This window comes from Yersinia sp. 2545 StPb PI (assembly GCF_052217125.1).
GTDB classification, from domain to species: Bacteria; Pseudomonadota; Gammaproteobacteria; order Enterobacterales; family Enterobacteriaceae; genus Yersinia; species Yersinia enterocolitica_E.
In genome coordinates this window covers 3,677,651-3,695,010 of record NZ_JAZGPY010000001.1, presented here as the reverse complement: position 1 = coordinate 3,695,010, position 17,360 = coordinate 3,677,651, and the positions used below count along the sequence as shown (strand labels likewise).

The window sequence follows — 17,360 nt, the reverse complement described above, 5'->3', positions numbered from 1 at the left end:
GACTGAATATGAGCATGATAGTACAGACCATATCAGCCTCACGGTTTGTATTCCTAAGGGTATAACCTCCGAACAGGTTACCAATGAGCACGAGCTATGCGGGACCCATGTTCTCGGTAAGTGGAACCCCCTGACTAAAATATCGGGTCAGGAGTAATGGATTTTTAACTCTCTAAATTTGCTAGAGAAATCGTGATGTCGATGTGACAAGGTGAGCTGACAATGGTGGAGAAAACGGCTGAATTAGCATCAGCGGTAGAGCAGTCGACCGCATTTTCATTACCCTATTTCGAGTTTTTAGTGTGTGTGCGGCGCTATGAGGAGGCGGGGCGATTACTGGTCTTGATGTTGGAGCAACTGGACCGCCAATATGGCCGCTGGGATGTTTTTTCGCTTAAGCATCAATCGGTACAGCAACAGGAGCATTACTGTAATCGCCTGGCTGCGGCTATTGGCAACCTACTTTCTGATCCTGGTTTTGTGGTATCCGATAAAGGTTTTTTACAACTGATTAATTTCCATCGCTGGATAGCGTTGATATTTGCCGCATCACCTTTTGGCCATGCGGATCATGTGATTACCAACCTTAATCAAGCGGGGGAGGGATGCGCCCATCCTTTGCGCTTTGAGCACCATAATTTTCTGAAATTTTGCCTGATGTATTTACCTGAATCGGGTATTCCGCTTCAGCCGGATATATTGTGGCAATTTAATCCCCCTGTGGCCGCGGCACTGTTTCTGGCGTTACTGTCGCCACGTATTTTACCCAGCGCTGCTGGGCATGCGAAACGTGAGCGGCTATTAGAGTGGTTACCTGAAAAACTACTAACGCTAGAGAATCTTGAGGGCTTACCTGAACGCATCCTGCACGATGTTTATATGCATTGCAGTTATGCAGATAGAGCAGCAAAACACGCCATAAAACGCAGTATTAATTTTCACTTACGTAACACGCTGCTGCGCAATGGGCTATCTGATAACCACTCCCTCCCACCTGCGCGGGATAAACCATTGATGCTGGTTATCCTGGAGTGGTTTAACAGCGGCCATTCTATTTACCGTACTCACTCCAGTACGTTGCGCGCCGCGCGTGAGCAGTTTTCCACCCATGGCGTCACCATTGTGGGGGCCACTGATGCCATCACCCGTGACGTTTTTGATGATTTTACCGAGGTCCAGCGGGCGGGGGCGGTTGAGGCTATTGTGGCATTGGCGCAACAATTGCGACCGGATGTTATCTACTTCCCCAGTGTCGGGATGTTTCCACTCACCATTGCACTGACTAATTTACGCTTAGCGCCCTTACAGATAATGGCACTAGGCCATCCGGCAACGACCCATTCCAGCTATATTGATGCGGTATTAGTGGAAGAGGATTATCTGGGGGATCCTCAGTGTTTCTCCGAAAAAGTGGTTGCGTTACCCAAGGACTGTCTGCCCTATGTGCCGCCTGCCAATATTTGCCAGCCGGAACCGATACAACATTTCGATGAGCGCCCAGCGGTACATATCGCGGTTTGTGCCTCGGCGATGAAAATTAACCCTCGCTTTATCGATACCTGTGCTGAGATTGCCCGGCAAACATCAACGCCGGTGATATTTCATTTTTTGGTGGGTTTTTGCTGGGGAATTACCCATCGAGTGATGGAAAAAGCCGTTAATGCTGTTATCCCTCAAGCTAAAATCTATGAGCATTTGGCCTATCAGGACTATTTATTGGTCATTAATCAGTGTGACCTGTTTATTAATCCTTTTCCTTTCGGCAATACCAATGGCATCGTCGATACTGTGCGTCAGGGGTTACCCGGTGTTTGCCTGAGTGGGGCTGAAGTACACGAACATATCGATGAGGGATTGTTCCGTCGGCTGGGATTATCTGAGGAGTTGATTGCACATGATTTGGCTGAGTATATTGCGGTTACCGTGCGGCTGATCACCGATATTGAGTGGCGTAATAGCCTACGTCGCCAGTTGTTAACAATTCAGCCTGATAATGTGCTGTTTAGCGGGAAACCTGAGCAATTCGGGCTAATTATTAGAGGCCTGCTTGATGATTGTGGTGCTGAAAGAGGATAAAAAAAGCCTCCTGAATCGGAGGCTTGAGTAGACACTAACATCAATAAGACTTATTTATTACGCTGCTTCAGTTTGCCGTTGTTTGGTTGGCTGCTTTAGTGCGGGCTTGGCTGCCAAGGCATCGGCTGCAAACTCATCGACATTAATTGAGCGCAGGCGACTCTCTTCTGCTTTAGTCAAAATAGCGGCCTCTTCAACATTGATTTTCCCTTCAGCCAGCGCATTTTTTGCCAGCACATCCAGGCGAGTAAATGGCAGGCTTTTACCCGCTTCTTTACTCAGGCGCTTATGAATTGGCTCTGCTGCAATCACATCTTGCAAAGCGGCTTCCAGCAAACCTACTGGATTAAACTCGCTCGGTGTCAGATACTGACCACGACCAATACGGCTGCGGGTTGCTGACGGTACTTGCAGTAACTGCGCCAGTTGATGGTCCAACAGGTCTGACGGTGCCTGATGTACGCGACCAAACGGGAAGACCACCAACCGCATTAACCCGGCAATAACGCCATTTGGGAAGTTACGCAGTAAATCATCCAGAGCCTGCTCTGCCTGATGCAGGGCATCCTGCACACCCCAATGAACCAGCGGCAGATCTTCTTTTTGGCGGCCTTCGTCTTCATAGCGTTTCAACGTTGCTGATGCCAGATACATTTGGCTGAGAATATCCCCCAGACGGGCAGAGATACGTTCACGACGTTTCAGGCTGCCACCCAACACCCCCATTGAGACATCAGACAGTAAAGCTAAATTGGCGCTCAGGCGGTTCAGATGCTGGTAATAACGGCGAGTGCTGTCTTTGGTTGGTGTGGCACTGGTGCGGCCATTGGTCAGCCCCAACCAGAAACTACGGATTTTGCTGCTACCCACATGGCCCAAATGACCGAACAGCGCTTTATCGAAGGCGGCAACATCATTAGATTGTGCTGCTGCCATTTCATCCAGAACAAACGGATGGCAACGGATTGCCCCCTGGCCGAAGATAATCATGCTACGGGTCAGAATGTTAGCGCCTTCAACGGTGATACCGATAGGGGCACCTTGGTAGCCACGGGCTACGAAGTTGGCCGGACCAAGGCAGATCCCTTTACCGCCGGCAATATCCATGGCATCCATCACAGCGCGTTGACCACGGTGGGTACAGTGATATTTAACGATAGCGGATAACACCGCCGGTTTCTCACCTAGCATAATACCGCTGGTAATTAAGGTTGCCGCCGCGTCCATCACATAAGCATTACCGGCGATTCGTGCCAACGGCTCTTCAATCCCTTCCATTTTACCGATTGAGATTTTGAACTGACGACGAATATAGGCGTAAGCACCGATCCCCATCGCCACACTTTTTAAGCTACCAGTGGCATTGGACGGCAAGGTAATCCCGCGGCCAACAGACAGGCATTCCACCAGCATGCGCCAGCCCTGCCCAGCCATTTTTGGCCCGCCGATGATGTAATCAATCGGCACAAAGATATCGTTGCCACGGGTCGGGCCATTTTGGAATGGCACATTCAGTGGGAAGTGACGACGACCAATTTCCACCCCAGGGGTGTTGGTTGGGATCAGCGCACAGGTGATGCCTAAATCAACGGTATCGCCCAACAGATGTTCAGGGTCAGACAGTTTGAACGCCAGCCCGAGCACTGTGGCGATCGGGGCGAGGGTGATATAGCGTTTATTCCAGGTCAGGCGCATGCCCAGTACCTGCTTACCTTGCCATTCGCCCATACAGACGGTGCCGGTATCTGGGATTGCGCCGGCATCAGAACCCGCTTCTGGGCTGGTTAGGGCGAAACAAGGGATCTCGTCGCCACGAGCCAAACCAGGCAAATAATGATTTTTTTGCTCTTCAGTGCCGTAGTGTTGCAGCAATTCGCCGGGGCCGAGAGAGTTAGGTACACCAACAGTGATGGCCAAAATGCCAGACACGCCAGACAGTTTTTGCAGTACACGTGCCTGAGCATAAGCTGAGAAATCAAGGCCGCCGTACTCTTTCTTAATGATCATCGCAAAGAAGCGGTGTTCTTTCAGATACGCCCACAGTTCTGGTGGCAAGTCAGCCAGTTCGTGGGTAATTTGGAAGTCATTAGCCATACGACAGGCTTCTTCTACCGGCCCATCAATAAAAGCTTGTTCTTCGGCAGTTAACTGCGGTTTTGGGTAGTTATGCAGTTTCTTCCAGTCAGGCTGGCCCTGGAATAAATCACCTTCCCACCAAGTGGTACCTGCATCAATCGCTTCTTTTTCGGTGCGTGACATCGCAGGCATGACTTTACGGAACATGCGCAATGCTGGTGCAGAAAACAGTGACTGGCGCAGTGGGGTCAGCGTCAGGGGTAGCAAAACAATCACCAGAGGCAATAATGCCCAGAATGACCATAACTGCAACGCTCCCATCGCGGCGGTGTAAACGACAAGAATCAAACTACTGAGATAGAGGTTCACCTGGTGATAGAACAGCACACCAATAAGAACCAGTAAGGCAACAATGCTAAGAACCATCATAGTGAAGCTCCTGAGATGTAGGAGGTCTGACCTGTTGAGAGATACATTTGTTGTAGTCCATCTCATTATTTTTATCAATACCATTACATGTTATTTACAACTCATCTCACAAACTGCCCGCATTAATAGTTAAAACTCTTATGTCTTATTCATTACAGTGCTTCTCGCTGTTTATGCTATCCGGTACACTGACGGCTGATGAATATCGATGCCATAGAACTATAAAGAGGCTCCCATGTACCAGGATTTAATCCGCAGTGAATTGAATGAAGCAGCAGACACACTGGCAAACTTTTTGAAAGATGATAGCAATATCAATGCTATTGCGAGCGCAGCCGTATTATTGGCTGATTCTTTTAAGGCTGGCGGTAAAGTCTTGTCATGCGGTAATGGCGGTTCCCATTGTGATGCCATGCATTTTGCCGAAGAGTTGACCGGCCGCTACCGCGAGAATCGTCCAGGTTATCCGGCGATTGCTATTTCAGATGTTAGCCATATCTCTTGTGTTAGTAATGATTTTGGTTATGACTATATCTTCTCTCGTTATGTTGAAGCCGTCGGCCGCGCAGGGGATGTATTACTCGGTATTTCCACTTCCGGTAATTCAGCTAATGTCATTAAGGCGATTGATGCTGCTCGTGCCAAAGGGATGAAGGTGATCACCCTGACGGGTAAAGACGGTGGCAAAATGGCGGGTACGGCAGATATCGAAATTCGGGTTCCCCATTTTGGTTATGCCGATCGCATTCAGGAAATTCATATCAAAGTGATTCATATCTTGATTCAATTGATTGAAAAAGAGATGGTTAAAGCCTGATATGTCGTGGTGATCAACGGTATTATCAATCTCGTTGATCACCTAGACGGTGAGCGAGAGCAGCTACAACGCTGCAACACCAAGAGCTAAGATATACGCGGGAGGTTGGTTATGTGCGAATTGCTCGGGATGAGCGCAAATGTTCCCACGGATATTTGCTTTAGCTTTACCGGCCTAGTGCAAAGGGGCGGGGGGACTGGCCCACATAAAGATGGCTGGGGTATTACCTTTTATGAAGGTAATGGTTGCCGCACGTTTAAAGATCCCCAACCCAGTTTTAATTCACCCATAGCCCGTTTGGTACAAGACTACCCGATAAAATCCTGTGCGGTGGTTTCTCATATCCGTCAGGCAAATCGCGGTGAAGTGGCGTTAGAGAATACCCACCCTTTTACCCGCGAAATGTGGGGACGAAACTGGACGTATGCCCATAACGGCCAACTTAAAGGTTATCGTCAATTAGAGACCGGTACTTTCCGGCCTATCGGTCAGACTGACAGCGAATATGCTTTCTGCTGGCTACTTAATCAATTGGCAAAGCGCTACCCTCGTACTCCCAGTAACTGGCCAGCGGTATTCCGCTATATCGCTACCCTATGTGAGCAGTTGCGGGCCAAAGGGGTCTTTAATATGTTGCTCTCGGATGGGCGTTTTGTGATGGCGTTCTGTTCGACCAATCTGTATTGGATTACGCGCCGGGCACCTTTTGGTAAAGCGACCTTACTGGATCAAGATGTTGAGATAGATTTTCAACGCCAGACCACACCCAAAGATGTGGTCACGGTGATTGCGACTCAACCCCTGACAGGTAATGAAACCTGGCACAAAATTGCACCAGGTGAATTTGCATTATTCTGTTTTGGTGAGCGAATTTGATTTGGTGAGCGCATATTGCGATACCGGTGCATTGGAGACTGGCGGGCGGCTGAGTACATACTGCCCGTTGATCACTGCAACGGATGGGGGCATCCGGTTTTTGGTAAAATAGGCATATCCCGGCTGCAATTGCCGCCAGAAGCTGTAATCCGACGAGTTACGGTGGCGTTGCATATTTTGTTCAGTCATACGGAATGGATAGATACTGATATCCACTTTTTCCTGACCAAAGATAAATGCCGTTTGCACGTAGTTAAATATCTCGTCCATATAGGCATCGGTCATTGCATAACAGCCGATTGATTTGCAAGCGCCGTGGATCATCAGATATTTCCCTGAATAACCCTGCGACTTATCATAATCATTTGGGAAGCCAATATTGATTGCCCGATAAAACTTACTGTCAGGTTTTAAATGGCGCATATCAATACTGTAAAAACCTTCCGGGCTTTTAAAATCCCCTTCACGGCGTTTTGGGCCAAGGCCACCTGAAAATTCACAGATGCGATAGCTTTGCACTAAACGATATTCACCTTGTAGCCTGGCGTATAATTCCAGGGTACGTTCTTCTTTGAAAATCTGAATATAGACCGATGACCCGAGTAATTGTTGTTTTAGCTCTTTGGATACTGCCACAGGCTCACTGGCTGAGCTGGTGAAGGATACCGCAGGCAAACCAATTATCACCACAAACGTAAGCATCGCAAACAACCGTGCGATTTTGCCCATTTATTATTCCTACTTATATTATGTAAATTATGCCACTGCATTTTTCGATTTATAGGCGCAGATTATCAGTCGGAAAAATTTTAGCAATATATGTTTTGTATAAAATAACCACAAAGTCGGTAAACATGAATTAACGATACGGTTTTACCGAGTGGATAGATAAATTAGCCGTAAAATATTCGTGTTTGCTTGACCCAGGTCACTGCATTTGTCAGACAGTGCGGAATGAAAATGCTAAAATCGTCCACTGCTGATGGCTTGCACATGTAATCGTTATAACAGCCATTTTACCCTGAAATCATTCAATGTGGGTATCAGTACTCATTACCGCGATGCTTTCAATTAGCGTTTATGTTTATCTAATTGACTGGGTATTAAACCGTCGTTTAACTGAACCATGAAAGTATCTTATCTTTATGTGGCTGTACGCTCTGGGCTAAGTACAGCATTTGATATAACTAATAAAGTCGCTCAAACCTATGATTAAAATAAAGAAAGGACTCGACCTACCCATCGCCGGAGCACCTGTGCAGGTGATAGAGGATGGTCCTGCTATTCGTCATGTGGCTCTGCTCGGTGAAGAGTATGTGGGCATGCGCCCCTCAATGTTGGTGCAAGAAGGTGATTGGGTTAAGAAAGGCCAGGCGCTCTTTGAAGATAAAAAAAATCCAGGGGTGACCTTTACTGCGATCGCCAGTGGCAGAATTAGCGCTATTAATCGTGGTGAACGCCGGGTGCTACAATCTGTTGTGATAGAGATTGAAGGGGATGAGCAAGTACCTTTCCCACACTATGATGCAGCGGACCTTAATCATCTGAGCAATGAACAGGTGCAAAGCCTATTACTGGCGTCTGGTTTATGGACCGCATTCAGAACCCGCCCGTTTAGTAAAACCCCTGTTCCTAGTAGTCGCCCACGCGCTATTTTTGTCAGTGCAATGGATACCCAACCGCTGGCAGCCAATCCGCAGGTCATTATTGCCACTGAGTCAGACGCCTTTAAGCACGGTTTAACTGTTCTTACGCGTCTAACTGAAGGCAAGGTGCATGTGGGCCATGCCCCGGGGCAGGTGGTTGCCAACCATTCTAATGCCCAGATAACTTATAATGAATTCTCCGGCCCCCATCCTGCGGGTCTGGTTGGTACCCACATCCATTTTCTTGAACCGGTGAGCTTGCGTAAAATGGTGTGGCATGTGGGTTATCAGGATGTGATTGCTATCGGTAAATTATTTACCCGTGGTGAACTCTGTACTGACCGCATCGTTGCGCTGGCGGGTCCACAGGTAAATCAACCGGTATTAGTGCGTACCCGTTTGGGTGCCAGCCTGGCTGAATTAACCGCGGCTAAGTTAAAAGAGGGGGAGAACCGTATTATCTCTGGTTCAGTCCTCAGCGGCACGGCTTTCTCCGCAACTCATGGTTATTTGGGCCGTTTCCACCAGCAAGTATCGGTTATCCGCGAAGGGCGAGAAAAAGAACTATTTGGTTGGGTAATGCCAGGTCGCGATAAATATTCGATCACCCGCACCACGCTGGGCCATTTCTTCAAACGCAAACTGTTTGCTTTCTCAACCGACATGCACGGCGGGGAGCGCGCTATGGTGCCTATTGGCAACTATGAGCGGGTGATGCCACTGGATATCCTGGCAACCCATTTGTTGCGTGATCTGTTATCCGGTGATACCGACAGCGCGCAAGCGCTAGGGTGCCTGGAGTTAGATGAAGAAGATTTGGCTTTATGTACATTTGTCTGCCCCGGTAAGTACGAATACGGTCCGGCACTGCGCGACATATTGACCCAGATTGAGCAGGAAGGATAACTGATGGGCCTGAAAAATTTTCTTGAGAAAATAGAGCACCACTTTGAAGCGGGTGGCAAATTAGAGAAGTACTATCCGCTATATGAAGCCGCAGCCACTATTTTCTATACGCAGGGCAAAGTAACACCGGGTGCTTCCCATGTACGAGATGCAATCGACCTGAAAAGGATGATGATTCTGGTATGGCTGGCGGTATTCCCAGCCATGTTCTGGGGCATGTATAACGTAGGGCTACAGGCTATCCCGGCGCTAAACCAACTCTACAGTGGCGCGGAACTGCAACAGGTTATAGCCAGTGACTGGCATTACTGGTTGGCACAAATGCTAGGGGCGTCATTGGCTCCAGATGCTGGCTGGGCAAGCAAAATGGTGCTGGGGGCGGTTTATTTTCTGCCTATCTATGCCGTTGTGTTTGTGGTCGGTGGTTTTTGGGAAGTGGTATTCTCTATTGTCCGCAAGCATGAAATCAACGAAGGTTTCTTTGTCACCTCGATTCTGTTTGCCCTGATAGTCCCTCCCACATTGCCATTATGGCAAGCAGCACTTGGGATCTCTTTCGGTGTGGTTATTGGTAAAGAGATTTTTGGTGGCACTGGACGTAACTTCCTCAACCCGGCACTGGCTGGGCGTGCTTTCCTATTCTTTGCTTATCCGGCACAGATATCCGGTGATTTGGTGTGGACTGCCGCTGATGGTTTTTCTGGTGCAACTCCATTGTCACAATGGAGTGTCAACGGTAGCCACAGTTTGGTTAATACCATTACTAATCAGCCTATTACGTGGATGGATGCTTTCCTCGGTAATATTCCCGGATCTATTGGCGAGGTCTCTACGCTGATGATCCTGATTGGCGGTGCCATTATTCTTTTCGGCCGCATCGCCTCGTGGCGGATTGTGGCTGGGGTCATGATTGGCATGATTGCTACGGCCTACCTATTTAACTGGGTTGGTTCCACTACCAATCCGTTATTTGCCATGCCGTGGTATTGGCATCTGGTACTCGGTGGTTTCGCTTTCGGGATGATCTTTATGGCGACCGACCCAGTGTCGGCTTCCTTTACCAATAAAGGGAAATGGTGGTATGGCGGCTTGATTGGTGCGATGTGTGTGTTAATCCGCGTCGCTAATCCAGCTTATCCCGAAGGAATGATGCTGGCGATCCTGTTCGCCAACCTGTTTGCACCGCTGTTTGACTATGTGGTTGTTCAGGCCAACATCAAGCGGAGGAAAGCGCGTGGCGAGTGATAAACCAAGAAATAATGACAGCATCAGCAAAACGTTGCTGGTGGTAATTGTGCTCTGTCTGGTGTGTTCTGTGGTGGTTTCTGGTGCGGCTGTTGGTTTGAAAGCCAAGCAGCAGGAGCAACGGCTATTAGACAAACAGCGCAATATTCTAGCGGTGGCGGGTTTGTTGCAACCAAGAATGCCGGCAGAAGACGTTCAGCGGGAATTTGCGCTGCGCATTGAACCACGGCTGCTGGATTTGCAAAGCGGTGCGTTTATTCAACAAGATCCGGCAACCTTTGATCGTGCTCAGGCACTGCGTAGTGACCAAATGAGCATTGCCCTGACGCCCGCACAGGATATTGCTGGCATCCGCCGGCGCGCGAATGTCGTTGAAATTTATCTGGTACGTGGTGAAAGCGGGCAAATCAACAAGATAGTTCTCCCTGTTTATGGCTCCGGTCTGTGGTCAATGATGTATGCCTTTGTTGCCATCGACACTGACGGCAAAACGGTGCGTGGTATCACCTACTACGATCAGGGTGAGACCCCAGGGCTGGGAGGCGAGGTTGAGAACCCAATTTGGCGTAATCAATGGATTGGTAAGCGGCTATTTGACGAGCAAGGCCAACCGGCTATTCGGATTGTTAAAGGGCGCGCACCGGCTAATGATCCTCATGCGATCGATGGTCTGTCAGGTGCAACCTTGACCTCTAATGGGGTGCAAAACAGCTTTGATTTTTGGCTCGGTGAAAACGGCTTTGGCCCGTTCCTGAAAAAAGTGCGCGAAGGAGCGTTAAAAAATGGCTGATAGCAAAGAGATTAAACGGGTTTTATTTGGGCCGTTATTTGATAACAACCCGATAGCCTTACAGATCCTTGGCGTTTGTTCCGCGCTGGCGGTGACCACCAAGCTGGAAACCGCATTAGTGATGACGCTGGCCGTTACCTTGGTAACGGCGTTCTCCAGTTTCTTTATCTCACTGATTCGCAATCATATTCCAAACAGCGTGCGCATCATTGTTCAGATGGTGATTATTGCCTCGCTGGTGATTGTGGTCGATCAGATCTTACGGGCTTATGCCTATGAGATATCCAAACAGCTATCCGTATTTGTCGGCCTGATTATTACTAACTGTATTGTGATGGGGCGTGCTGAAGCTTATGCGATGAAATCGCCGCCGATTGAAAGCTTTATGGATGGTATTGGTAATGGTTTGGGTTACGGCGTAGTGCTGGTGTTGGTGGGTTTTGTTCGCGAACTGATTGGCTCCGGCAAATTATTTGGAGTAACAGTATTTGAAACCGTCCAGAACGGCGGGTGGTATCAGCCGAACGGATTGTTCCTGTTGGCACCAAGCGCATTCTTTATCATTGGTTTGCTGATTTGGGGTCTACGTACCCTGAAACCTGCGCAGATTGAGAAGGAGTAATTGACGATGGAACATTACATCAGTCTGTTTGTCCGCGCGGTGTTTGTGGAGAATATGGCGTTAGCATTCTTTTTGGGGATGTGTACTTTCCTCGCTGTTTCCAAGAAAGTGTCGACTGCCTTTGGCCTTGGTATCGCGGTAACGGTGGTATTGGGTATCTCAGTACCTGCGAATAATCTGGTTTATAACCTGGTGCTGCGTGATGGCGCATTGGTTGAAGGGGTTGATCTTAGTTTCCTCAACTTCATCACCTTTATTGGTGTTATTGCTGCCATAGTGCAGGTGTTGGAGATGATTCTCGATCGCTATTTCCCGGCACTTTATAACGCATTGGGTATTTTCCTGCCACTGATCACCGTCAACTGCGCCATCTTCGGCGGCGTCTCCTTTATGGCGCAACGAGATTACAACTTCCCTGAGTCCATCGTTTATGGCTTTGGTTCGGGTATCGGTTGGATGCTGGCGATTGTGGCCCTCGCAGGTATTCGCGAAAAAATGAAATATGCCAATGTGCCTGCGGGCTTACAGGGGTTAGGGATCACCTTTATCACAACCGGATTGATGGCCTTAGGGTTTATGTCTTTCTCCGGTGTGAATTTATAAAGGCAGGAATAATTCATGGAAATAATTCTGGGCGTAGTGATGTTCACCCTCATCGTACTGGCATTGACGGTGATGATTCTATTTGCCAAATCAAAATTGGTGAATACCGGTGATATTACCGTTGATGTTAATGATGATGCGGACAAAAGTTTTACCGTTCCGGCAGGGGATAAGCTGCTCAACATGCTTTCCAGCCAAGGTATTTTCGTTTCTTCAGCTTGTGGTGGTGGCGGTTCCTGCGGGCAGTGCCGCGTGACAATTAAAGAAGGTGGCGGGGATATCCTGCCGACGGAACTTTCACATATCTCAAAGCGTGAAGCGAAAGAAGGCTGCCGGTTAGCTTGCCAGGTTAGCGTTAAGCAAAATCTGAAAATTGAATTGCCAGAAGAAATCTTTGGGGTGAAAAAGTGGGAGTGTGAAGTTATCTCTAATGATAATAAAGCCACATTTATCAAAGAACTGAAACTGAAGATTCCAGATGGTGAAGTGGTGCCATTCCGTGCCGGTGGTTTTATCCAAATAGAGGCCGAACCGCATACTGTTAAATACGCGGACTTCGATGTGCCTGATGAATATCGCGGTGATTGGGATAAATTCAATCTGTTCCGGTTCGAGTCAGTGGTCGTTGAACCAACGGTGCGTGCCTACTCGATGGCAAACTACCCGGAAGAGCGTGGCATTATCATGCTTAACGTGCGTATTGCCACGCCACCACCGTCAGTTCCTGATGCACCGCCGGGCATTATGTCCTCTTATATCTGGTCACTAAAACCCGGTGATAAGGTGACTATCTCTGGTCCATTTGGTGAGTTTTTTGCCAAAGATACCGATGCCGAGATGGTCTTTATTGGCGGTGGGGCGGGTATGGCACCGATGCGCTCGCATATTTTTGATCAGCTTAAGCGGCTACATTCGAAGCGTAAAATCAGTTTTTGGTATGGTGCGCGTTCACGGCGTGAAATGTTCTATGAAGAAGATTTTGACCAGTTACAGGCTGAGAATGATAATTTCCGTTGGCACGTTGCATTATCAGACCCACAGCCGGAAGATAATTGGACGGGATATACCGGCTTCATTCATAACGTGTTGTTAGAAAATTACCTTAAAAATCATCCGGCACCGGAAGATTGTGAATTCTATATGTGTGGCCCTCCGATGATGAATGTGGCAGTTATCAAGATGCTGAAGGATCTCGGTGTGGAAGACGACAATATTATGCTTGATGATTTTGGTGGCTGATTTGCCATTACACGGCTTTTTACTGCAATTGGGGATATTGTGCAGAAACAGATAACACATTGGTTCATGGCAGTGGTGGGGATTTTGCTGCTCACAGGATGTGGTCCTGAGCAAGTGAATCTCGAAGGTAAAACCATGGGAACTTCATATTCAATTAAGTATATGAGTGACTCATCCACACCCAGCCCAGAGAAGTTACAGCAGGAAATAGACCGCGAGTTGGAACAGGTTAATGACCAGATGTCGACATATCGGCCCGACTCTGAATTGAGTCGCTTCAATCAAAGTCGTGCCGTGAATACACCTTTCGCGGTTTCAGCGGCGACGGCTAAAGTCGTGCGTGAGGCTATTCGCATTAATCGCCTGACCGATGGTGCGCTGGATGTCACCGTCGGACCTTTGGTTAACTTATGGGGCTTTGGTCCTGAAGGGCGGCCAGATGTTGTTCCTACTGAGGCTGAAATTGCCAAACGTCGGGCATGGGTCGGTATTAATAATCTGGCCGTAGAAAATGGTGCCTTGCTCAAACGGATCCCTGAGTTGTATGTTGATCTATCCTCTATTGCCAAGGGATATGGGGTCGATGTTGTAGCCGAATATCTGGAAACGCAAAATATCACCAACTATATGGTTGATATCGGAGGGGAAGTACGGACTCGTGGCAATAATGGGGAAAATAAACCTTGGCGCATTGCGATAGAAAAACCTGTCGCAGGTTCTGCGCAAAGTGCTCAAGAGGTTATCGAACCTGGACGTATGGCAATAGCAACCTCAGGGGATTATCGTAATTACTTTGAACAGAATGGTGTGCGTTACTCACATACGATTGACCCGGATACTGGCCGACCAATTAACCACCGATTAGTCTCAATTACTGTTTTGGACCCAAGCTGTATGACCGCAGATGGACTGTCGACTGGGTTAGATGTCCTTGGGCCAGAAAGAGGGATGGCACTCGCTAATTTACTGGGTATTCCAGTGTTTATGATAGTAAAAACCGATGAAGGTTTTGAGGAACGCTATTCTGATGCGTTCAAACCTTATCTGCAAAAACGGCCTTGATAGGAGAGGATATGTTGACTGTTTTTATCGCATCCTTTGTCTTTTTTCTATTGGCCATCGGCGGGATGTCGTTAGGTTATATCGTAAAACGTAAAACCTTACAGGGCAGTTGCGGAGGAATAACGGGTTTGGGGATGGAGAAAGTATGTGATTGCCCTGAGCCTTGTGATTCTCGTAAGAAGCGCTTGGCTAAGGAAGCCGCTCGCCAGAAAAAATTGGATCAATACCGTATCCTATAAGATGTGTTATAGATTACGATGCTTTAATGCCGAGCATTCTGTATAAAACGTGGTTATATGCACGACAAGCAAATTTAGACATAACCCCCCAGCCAACTCAGTGTTGACCAGGGGGGTATTTACGCTTTAGTGCTATTCGTGGCTGATTAGTCTACGTCGATAATGCTGTTTTTTCATTTTCTGATTTACGTCTATACCATTGTGGTTGTTCTTTACTTATTTATTCTTACTTACTCACTATACTTTTAAAAAGTGCAGGAGAATCAACCATAACTCCATTTGCCTGTAATTCCCTCGCTTTTTTATAATCTTCGGGAGTATTGATGCCGAAGAAAATAATATGTGCGTTGGTATTCCTTCTAAAACAATCCATCGCCTCTTTATCCCAACTTAATACTGCATCAGAACGCCCTTCGCCCAACGTGTATTTTTCTACCACTTGTACTTTGCGATGTAACTCTAAACCATACCAACGTTCTTTATTATCTGCTGGCAATTCACATTTATGATCCATCGTAATATTAGCTAATTGAGTCCGAGTAAAGTTGCGGCTTTCAAATCGATTGATTTTATGTGAGATATCACTGGTTTCATTCACTTTATCCAGTGCTTCCAGATAGTTATCATCCGTAGAGTAAACTCGGGTACGTACGAAGCGATCTTTTTCTCCTTTGCTGGTTGCGGTAAGCGTCTCTTTTAGGGCTTTGGCAAAGGTTATTGGGTTGGCATCGGGCGATTTAATGTCCAGATAGAATGTCGTGTCAGGATACTTCTTCAGCACTTCATCAAGTGTGGGAATACCTGTGTGTGTGCCAGCCTTCGGTTGAATATGATGTTTCTTATCATAGGCAACGCTCGCATCCACTTTAGCCAGTTGTTGTGCAGTATAACCTGAGATGGTACCGGACTTATCTGTCAACTCTTTGAGGTCTATAGGGCGATACAATACCGGAATATTATCTTTCGATAGTTGTAATGTAATCCATATGGCGTCAGCACCATTAGACAGTGCTTTATCGATAGCCGGTAAGGTATTTTCTGGCGCATCAGCCGTTCCTGCACGGTGGGCAATAATTTGTGGCGCTGCAAGGGTAACAGATTGGGCGTTAACAACAAAGGTAGCGGAAAGGAGTAGGGTAGCCATTATATAATTTCGCATAATATATAGTTTCCATTCATTATCTAATAATGAATTTTATGAGGTGAAGGTTAATCATATAACTAACATTTTTCGACCTTGTCGAATTTAATGGTTTTTTATTAAAAATAAATGACAAAATGCAAAAAAAAACCAATAACAGTATTCAATTCTGTTATATACGTAATTAGTTGGTGTTTTGATTAGGATAATTATGACTCATCGCGGTGGTTATCTTGATATGAATAAATAGGGTGGTATTCATCAACGATAGAATTACATACTGATATTGATGATGTTTATTCCCTGTCGCGGAGTGAGAAAATTCTGTATAAATCTTAAAAACCATTAGTTAAGCAGACAAAGATTGTATTAGTGTGAGGTGAGATTTCACTGGGTTGTTGCACCTTTAAGTGCCAGATTTTAAGAAGGAATACTGTGTGTCGAAATTGCGGGTTGGTGTGATTTTTGGTGGTAAATCGGCTGAGCATGAAGTGTCGTTGCAGTCGGCTAAAAACATCGTAGAGGCGATTGATAAGGAAAAGTTTGATGTCACGCTACTGGGTATTGATAAACAGGGGAAATGGCATGTTAACGATGCATCCAGCTATTTGTTAAATGCAGAGAATCCAGCGCTGATCTCCCTGAATCACTCAAACAGAAATGTAGCGTTGATTCCCGGTCAAGAGCGCCAGCAACTGATTGCGGCGGATAATGCCACAGCATTGGCGCAACTGGATGTTATTTTCCCGATAGTACACGGTACATTAGGCGAGGATGGTTCTTTGCAAGGCTTGCTGCGCATGGCCAATATCCCCTTCGTTGGGTCCAGCGTGCTGGGATCTGCGGTCAGCATGGATAAAGATCTCACCAAGCGGTTACTGCGTGATGCCGGGTTGAATATTGCCCCTTTTATTACGCTGACACGGACAAATAAAGATAATTACAGTTTTGAGCAGATAACGGCAAAACTTGGCTTACCTTTATTTATCAAACCGGCAAATCAAGGCTCCTCGGTTGGGGTGAGTAAAGTACGCAATGCGGCTGAATACCAGCAGGCTGTTACGCTTGCGTTTGATTTTGACCATAAGGTATTAGTTGAATCAGCTATTGTTGGGCGCGAGATTGAATGTGCGGTACTGGGTAATGATAACCCTCGAGCTAGCCTGTGTGGTGAAGTGGTCGTCAGTGATGAATTTTACTCCTACGATACCAAGTATATTAATGAAACCGGTGCTCAGGTGGTTATCCCTGCAGTGATAGACAATGCAGCCAGCGACAATATTCGCGCAGTAGCATTAGCCGCGTTTCGTACGCTTGAATGCCGTGGTCTGGCACGGGTAGATGTCTTTTTAACGCCAGAAAATACCGTTATTATAAATGAAATCAATACACTACCTGGTTTCACTAATATCAGTATGTACCCCAAACTCTGGCGCGCCACGGGAGTCGGTTCTACAGAGTTGATCACAACACTGATTGAACTGGCGTTAGAACGGCATCAGCAAGATAAGTCATTGAAGAGTTCTATTTTTAGCGACCACTAAATGAAGATTGTGGTTGAACCCAGCGGTTGCCTGTAGGCAGCCGTTGCGT

The 17,360-nt window shown here is 47.2% G+C and carries 15 protein-coding genes; 12 read left to right on the top strand and 3 right to left on the bottom strand.

Annotated features, from left to right (window positions below):
* The first annotated feature begins 222 nt into the window (after positions 1–222).
* Positions 223–2,076, top strand: coding sequence for a glycosyltransferase (locus V1955_RS17330; protein ID WP_372568743.1), 1,854 nt, complete (start codon positions 223–225; stop codon positions 2,074–2,076).
* Positions 2,077–2,133: 57 nt separating this feature from the next.
* Here V1955_RS17330 and fadE read toward each other — a convergent pair whose 3' ends face one another.
* Positions 2,134–4,581, bottom strand: a complete 2,448-nt coding sequence (gene fadE / locus V1955_RS17325) for an acyl-CoA dehydrogenase FadE (protein ID WP_442821223.1) — start codon at positions 4,579–4,581, stop codon at positions 2,134–2,136.
* A 235-nt stretch (positions 4,582–4,816) separates the two neighbouring features.
* Here fadE and lpcA point away from each other — a divergent pair, with 235 nt between their 5' ends.
* Positions 4,817–5,398, top strand: a complete 582-nt coding sequence (gene lpcA / locus V1955_RS17320; protein ID WP_083160151.1) for a D-sedoheptulose 7-phosphate isomerase — start codon at positions 4,817–4,819, stop codon at positions 5,396–5,398.
* Positions 5,399–5,509: 111 nt separating this feature from the next.
* Positions 5,510–6,274, top strand: coding sequence for a class II glutamine amidotransferase (locus V1955_RS17315; protein WP_102970460.1), 765 nt, complete (start codon positions 5,510–5,512; stop codon positions 6,272–6,274).
* On the opposite strand, the gene dpaA is transcribed toward V1955_RS17315, so the two are convergent.
* Positions 6,248–7,003 (bottom strand): peptidoglycan meso-diaminopimelic acid protein amidase, encoded by a 756-nt coding sequence (gene dpaA, locus V1955_RS17310; protein ID WP_083160149.1) that lies wholly within the window; start codon positions 7,001–7,003, stop codon positions 6,248–6,250. The two genes, V1955_RS17315 and dpaA, sit on opposite strands and share 27 nt — an antisense overlap.
* Positions 7,004–7,482: 479 nt before the next feature.
* Between dpaA and V1955_RS17305 the strand changes: the two genes are divergently transcribed.
* Genes V1955_RS17305 through nqrM form a run of 8 tightly spaced genes read left to right on the top strand, consistent with a single transcriptional unit; the run spans position 7,483 to position 14,626 of the window.
* Positions 7,483–8,826, top strand: coding sequence for a Na(+)-translocating NADH-quinone reductase subunit A (locus tag V1955_RS17305; RefSeq protein WP_420073270.1), 1,344 nt, complete (start codon positions 7,483–7,485; stop codon positions 8,824–8,826).
* Between the two features lie 3 nt (positions 8,827–8,829).
* Complete coding sequence (locus tag V1955_RS17300) at positions 8,830–10,071, top strand: NADH:ubiquinone reductase (Na(+)-transporting) subunit B (protein ID WP_083160144.1); 1,242 nt, start codon at positions 8,830–8,832, stop codon at positions 10,069–10,071.
* Positions 10,061–10,861 (top strand): Na(+)-translocating NADH-quinone reductase subunit C, encoded by an 801-nt coding sequence (locus V1955_RS17295; protein ID WP_083160142.1) that lies wholly within the window; start codon positions 10,061–10,063, stop codon positions 10,859–10,861. The genes V1955_RS17300 and V1955_RS17295 overlap by 11 nt, the downstream gene beginning before the upstream one ends.
* Complete coding sequence (locus V1955_RS17290) at positions 10,854–11,483, top strand: NADH:ubiquinone reductase (Na(+)-transporting) subunit D (protein WP_083160140.1); 630 nt, start codon at positions 10,854–10,856, stop codon at positions 11,481–11,483. Before V1955_RS17295 ends, V1955_RS17290 begins: the two co-directional genes overlap by 8 nt.
* Positions 11,484–11,489: 6 nt before the next feature.
* The gene (gene nqrE, locus V1955_RS17285) at positions 11,490–12,086 is read left to right on the top strand and encodes an NADH:ubiquinone reductase (Na(+)-transporting) subunit E (protein ID WP_004392325.1); all 597 of its coding nucleotides are present in this window, start codon (positions 11,490–11,492) and stop codon (positions 12,084–12,086) included.
* Between the two features lie 15 nt (positions 12,087–12,101).
* Entirely contained in the window at positions 12,102–13,325 is a 1,224-nt protein-coding gene (nqrF, locus tag V1955_RS17280; protein ID WP_442821222.1) for an NADH:ubiquinone reductase (Na(+)-transporting) subunit F, read from the top strand.
* 39 nt (positions 13,326–13,364) lie between these two features.
* Positions 13,365–14,387 carry an FAD:protein FMN transferase gene (locus tag V1955_RS17275; RefSeq protein WP_083160136.1) on the top strand — a complete coding sequence of 341 codons (1,023 nt, stop codon included), beginning with the start codon at positions 13,365–13,367 and terminating at the stop codon, positions 14,385–14,387.
* An 11-nt stretch (positions 14,388–14,398) separates the two neighbouring features.
* Complete coding sequence (gene nqrM, locus V1955_RS17270) at positions 14,399–14,626, top strand: (Na+)-NQR maturation NqrM (protein ID WP_083160133.1); 228 nt, start codon at positions 14,399–14,401, stop codon at positions 14,624–14,626.
* Between the two features lie 226 nt (positions 14,627–14,852).
* On the opposite strand, the gene V1955_RS17265 is transcribed toward nqrM, so the two are convergent.
* Positions 14,853–15,770, bottom strand: coding sequence for a glycerophosphodiester phosphodiesterase family protein (locus V1955_RS17265; RefSeq protein ID WP_442821221.1), 918 nt, complete (start codon positions 15,768–15,770; stop codon positions 14,853–14,855).
* A 434-nt stretch (positions 15,771–16,204) separates the two neighbouring features.
* Between V1955_RS17265 and ddlA the strand changes: the two genes are divergently transcribed.
* Positions 16,205–17,311 (top strand): D-alanine--D-alanine ligase, encoded by a 1,107-nt coding sequence (ddlA, locus tag V1955_RS17260; protein WP_083160129.1) that lies wholly within the window; start codon positions 16,205–16,207, stop codon positions 17,309–17,311.
* Positions 17,312–17,360 lie beyond the last annotated feature (49 nt).

Coding starts and splice junctions, on each gene's coding strand:
- V1955_RS17330 (WP_372568743.1), top strand. CDS start 223: ATGGTGGAGAAAACGGCTGAATTAGCATCAGCGGTAGAGCAGTCGACC.
- fadE (WP_442821223.1), bottom strand. CDS start 4,581: ATGATGGTTCTTAGCATTGTTGCCTTACTGGTTCTTATTGGTGTGCTG.
- lpcA (WP_083160151.1), top strand. CDS start 4,817: ATGTACCAGGATTTAATCCGCAGTGAATTGAATGAAGCAGCAGACACA.
- V1955_RS17315 (WP_102970460.1), top strand. CDS start 5,510: ATGTGCGAATTGCTCGGGATGAGCGCAAATGTTCCCACGGATATTTGC.
- dpaA (WP_083160149.1), bottom strand. CDS start 7,003: ATGGGCAAAATCGCACGGTTGTTTGCGATGCTTACGTTTGTGGTGATA.
- V1955_RS17305 (WP_420073270.1), top strand. CDS start 7,483: ATGATTAAAATAAAGAAAGGACTCGACCTACCCATCGCCGGAGCACCT.
- V1955_RS17300 (WP_083160144.1), top strand. CDS start 8,830: ATGGGCCTGAAAAATTTTCTTGAGAAAATAGAGCACCACTTTGAAGCG.
- V1955_RS17290 (WP_083160140.1), top strand. CDS start 10,854: ATGGCTGATAGCAAAGAGATTAAACGGGTTTTATTTGGGCCGTTATTT.
- nqrE (WP_004392325.1), top strand. CDS start 11,490: ATGGAACATTACATCAGTCTGTTTGTCCGCGCGGTGTTTGTGGAGAAT.
- nqrF (WP_442821222.1), top strand. CDS start 12,102: ATGGAAATAATTCTGGGCGTAGTGATGTTCACCCTCATCGTACTGGCA.
- nqrM (WP_083160133.1), top strand. CDS start 14,399: ATGTTGACTGTTTTTATCGCATCCTTTGTCTTTTTTCTATTGGCCATC.
- V1955_RS17265 (WP_442821221.1), bottom strand. CDS start 15,770: ATGGCTACCCTACTCCTTTCCGCTACCTTTGTTGTTAACGCCCAATCT.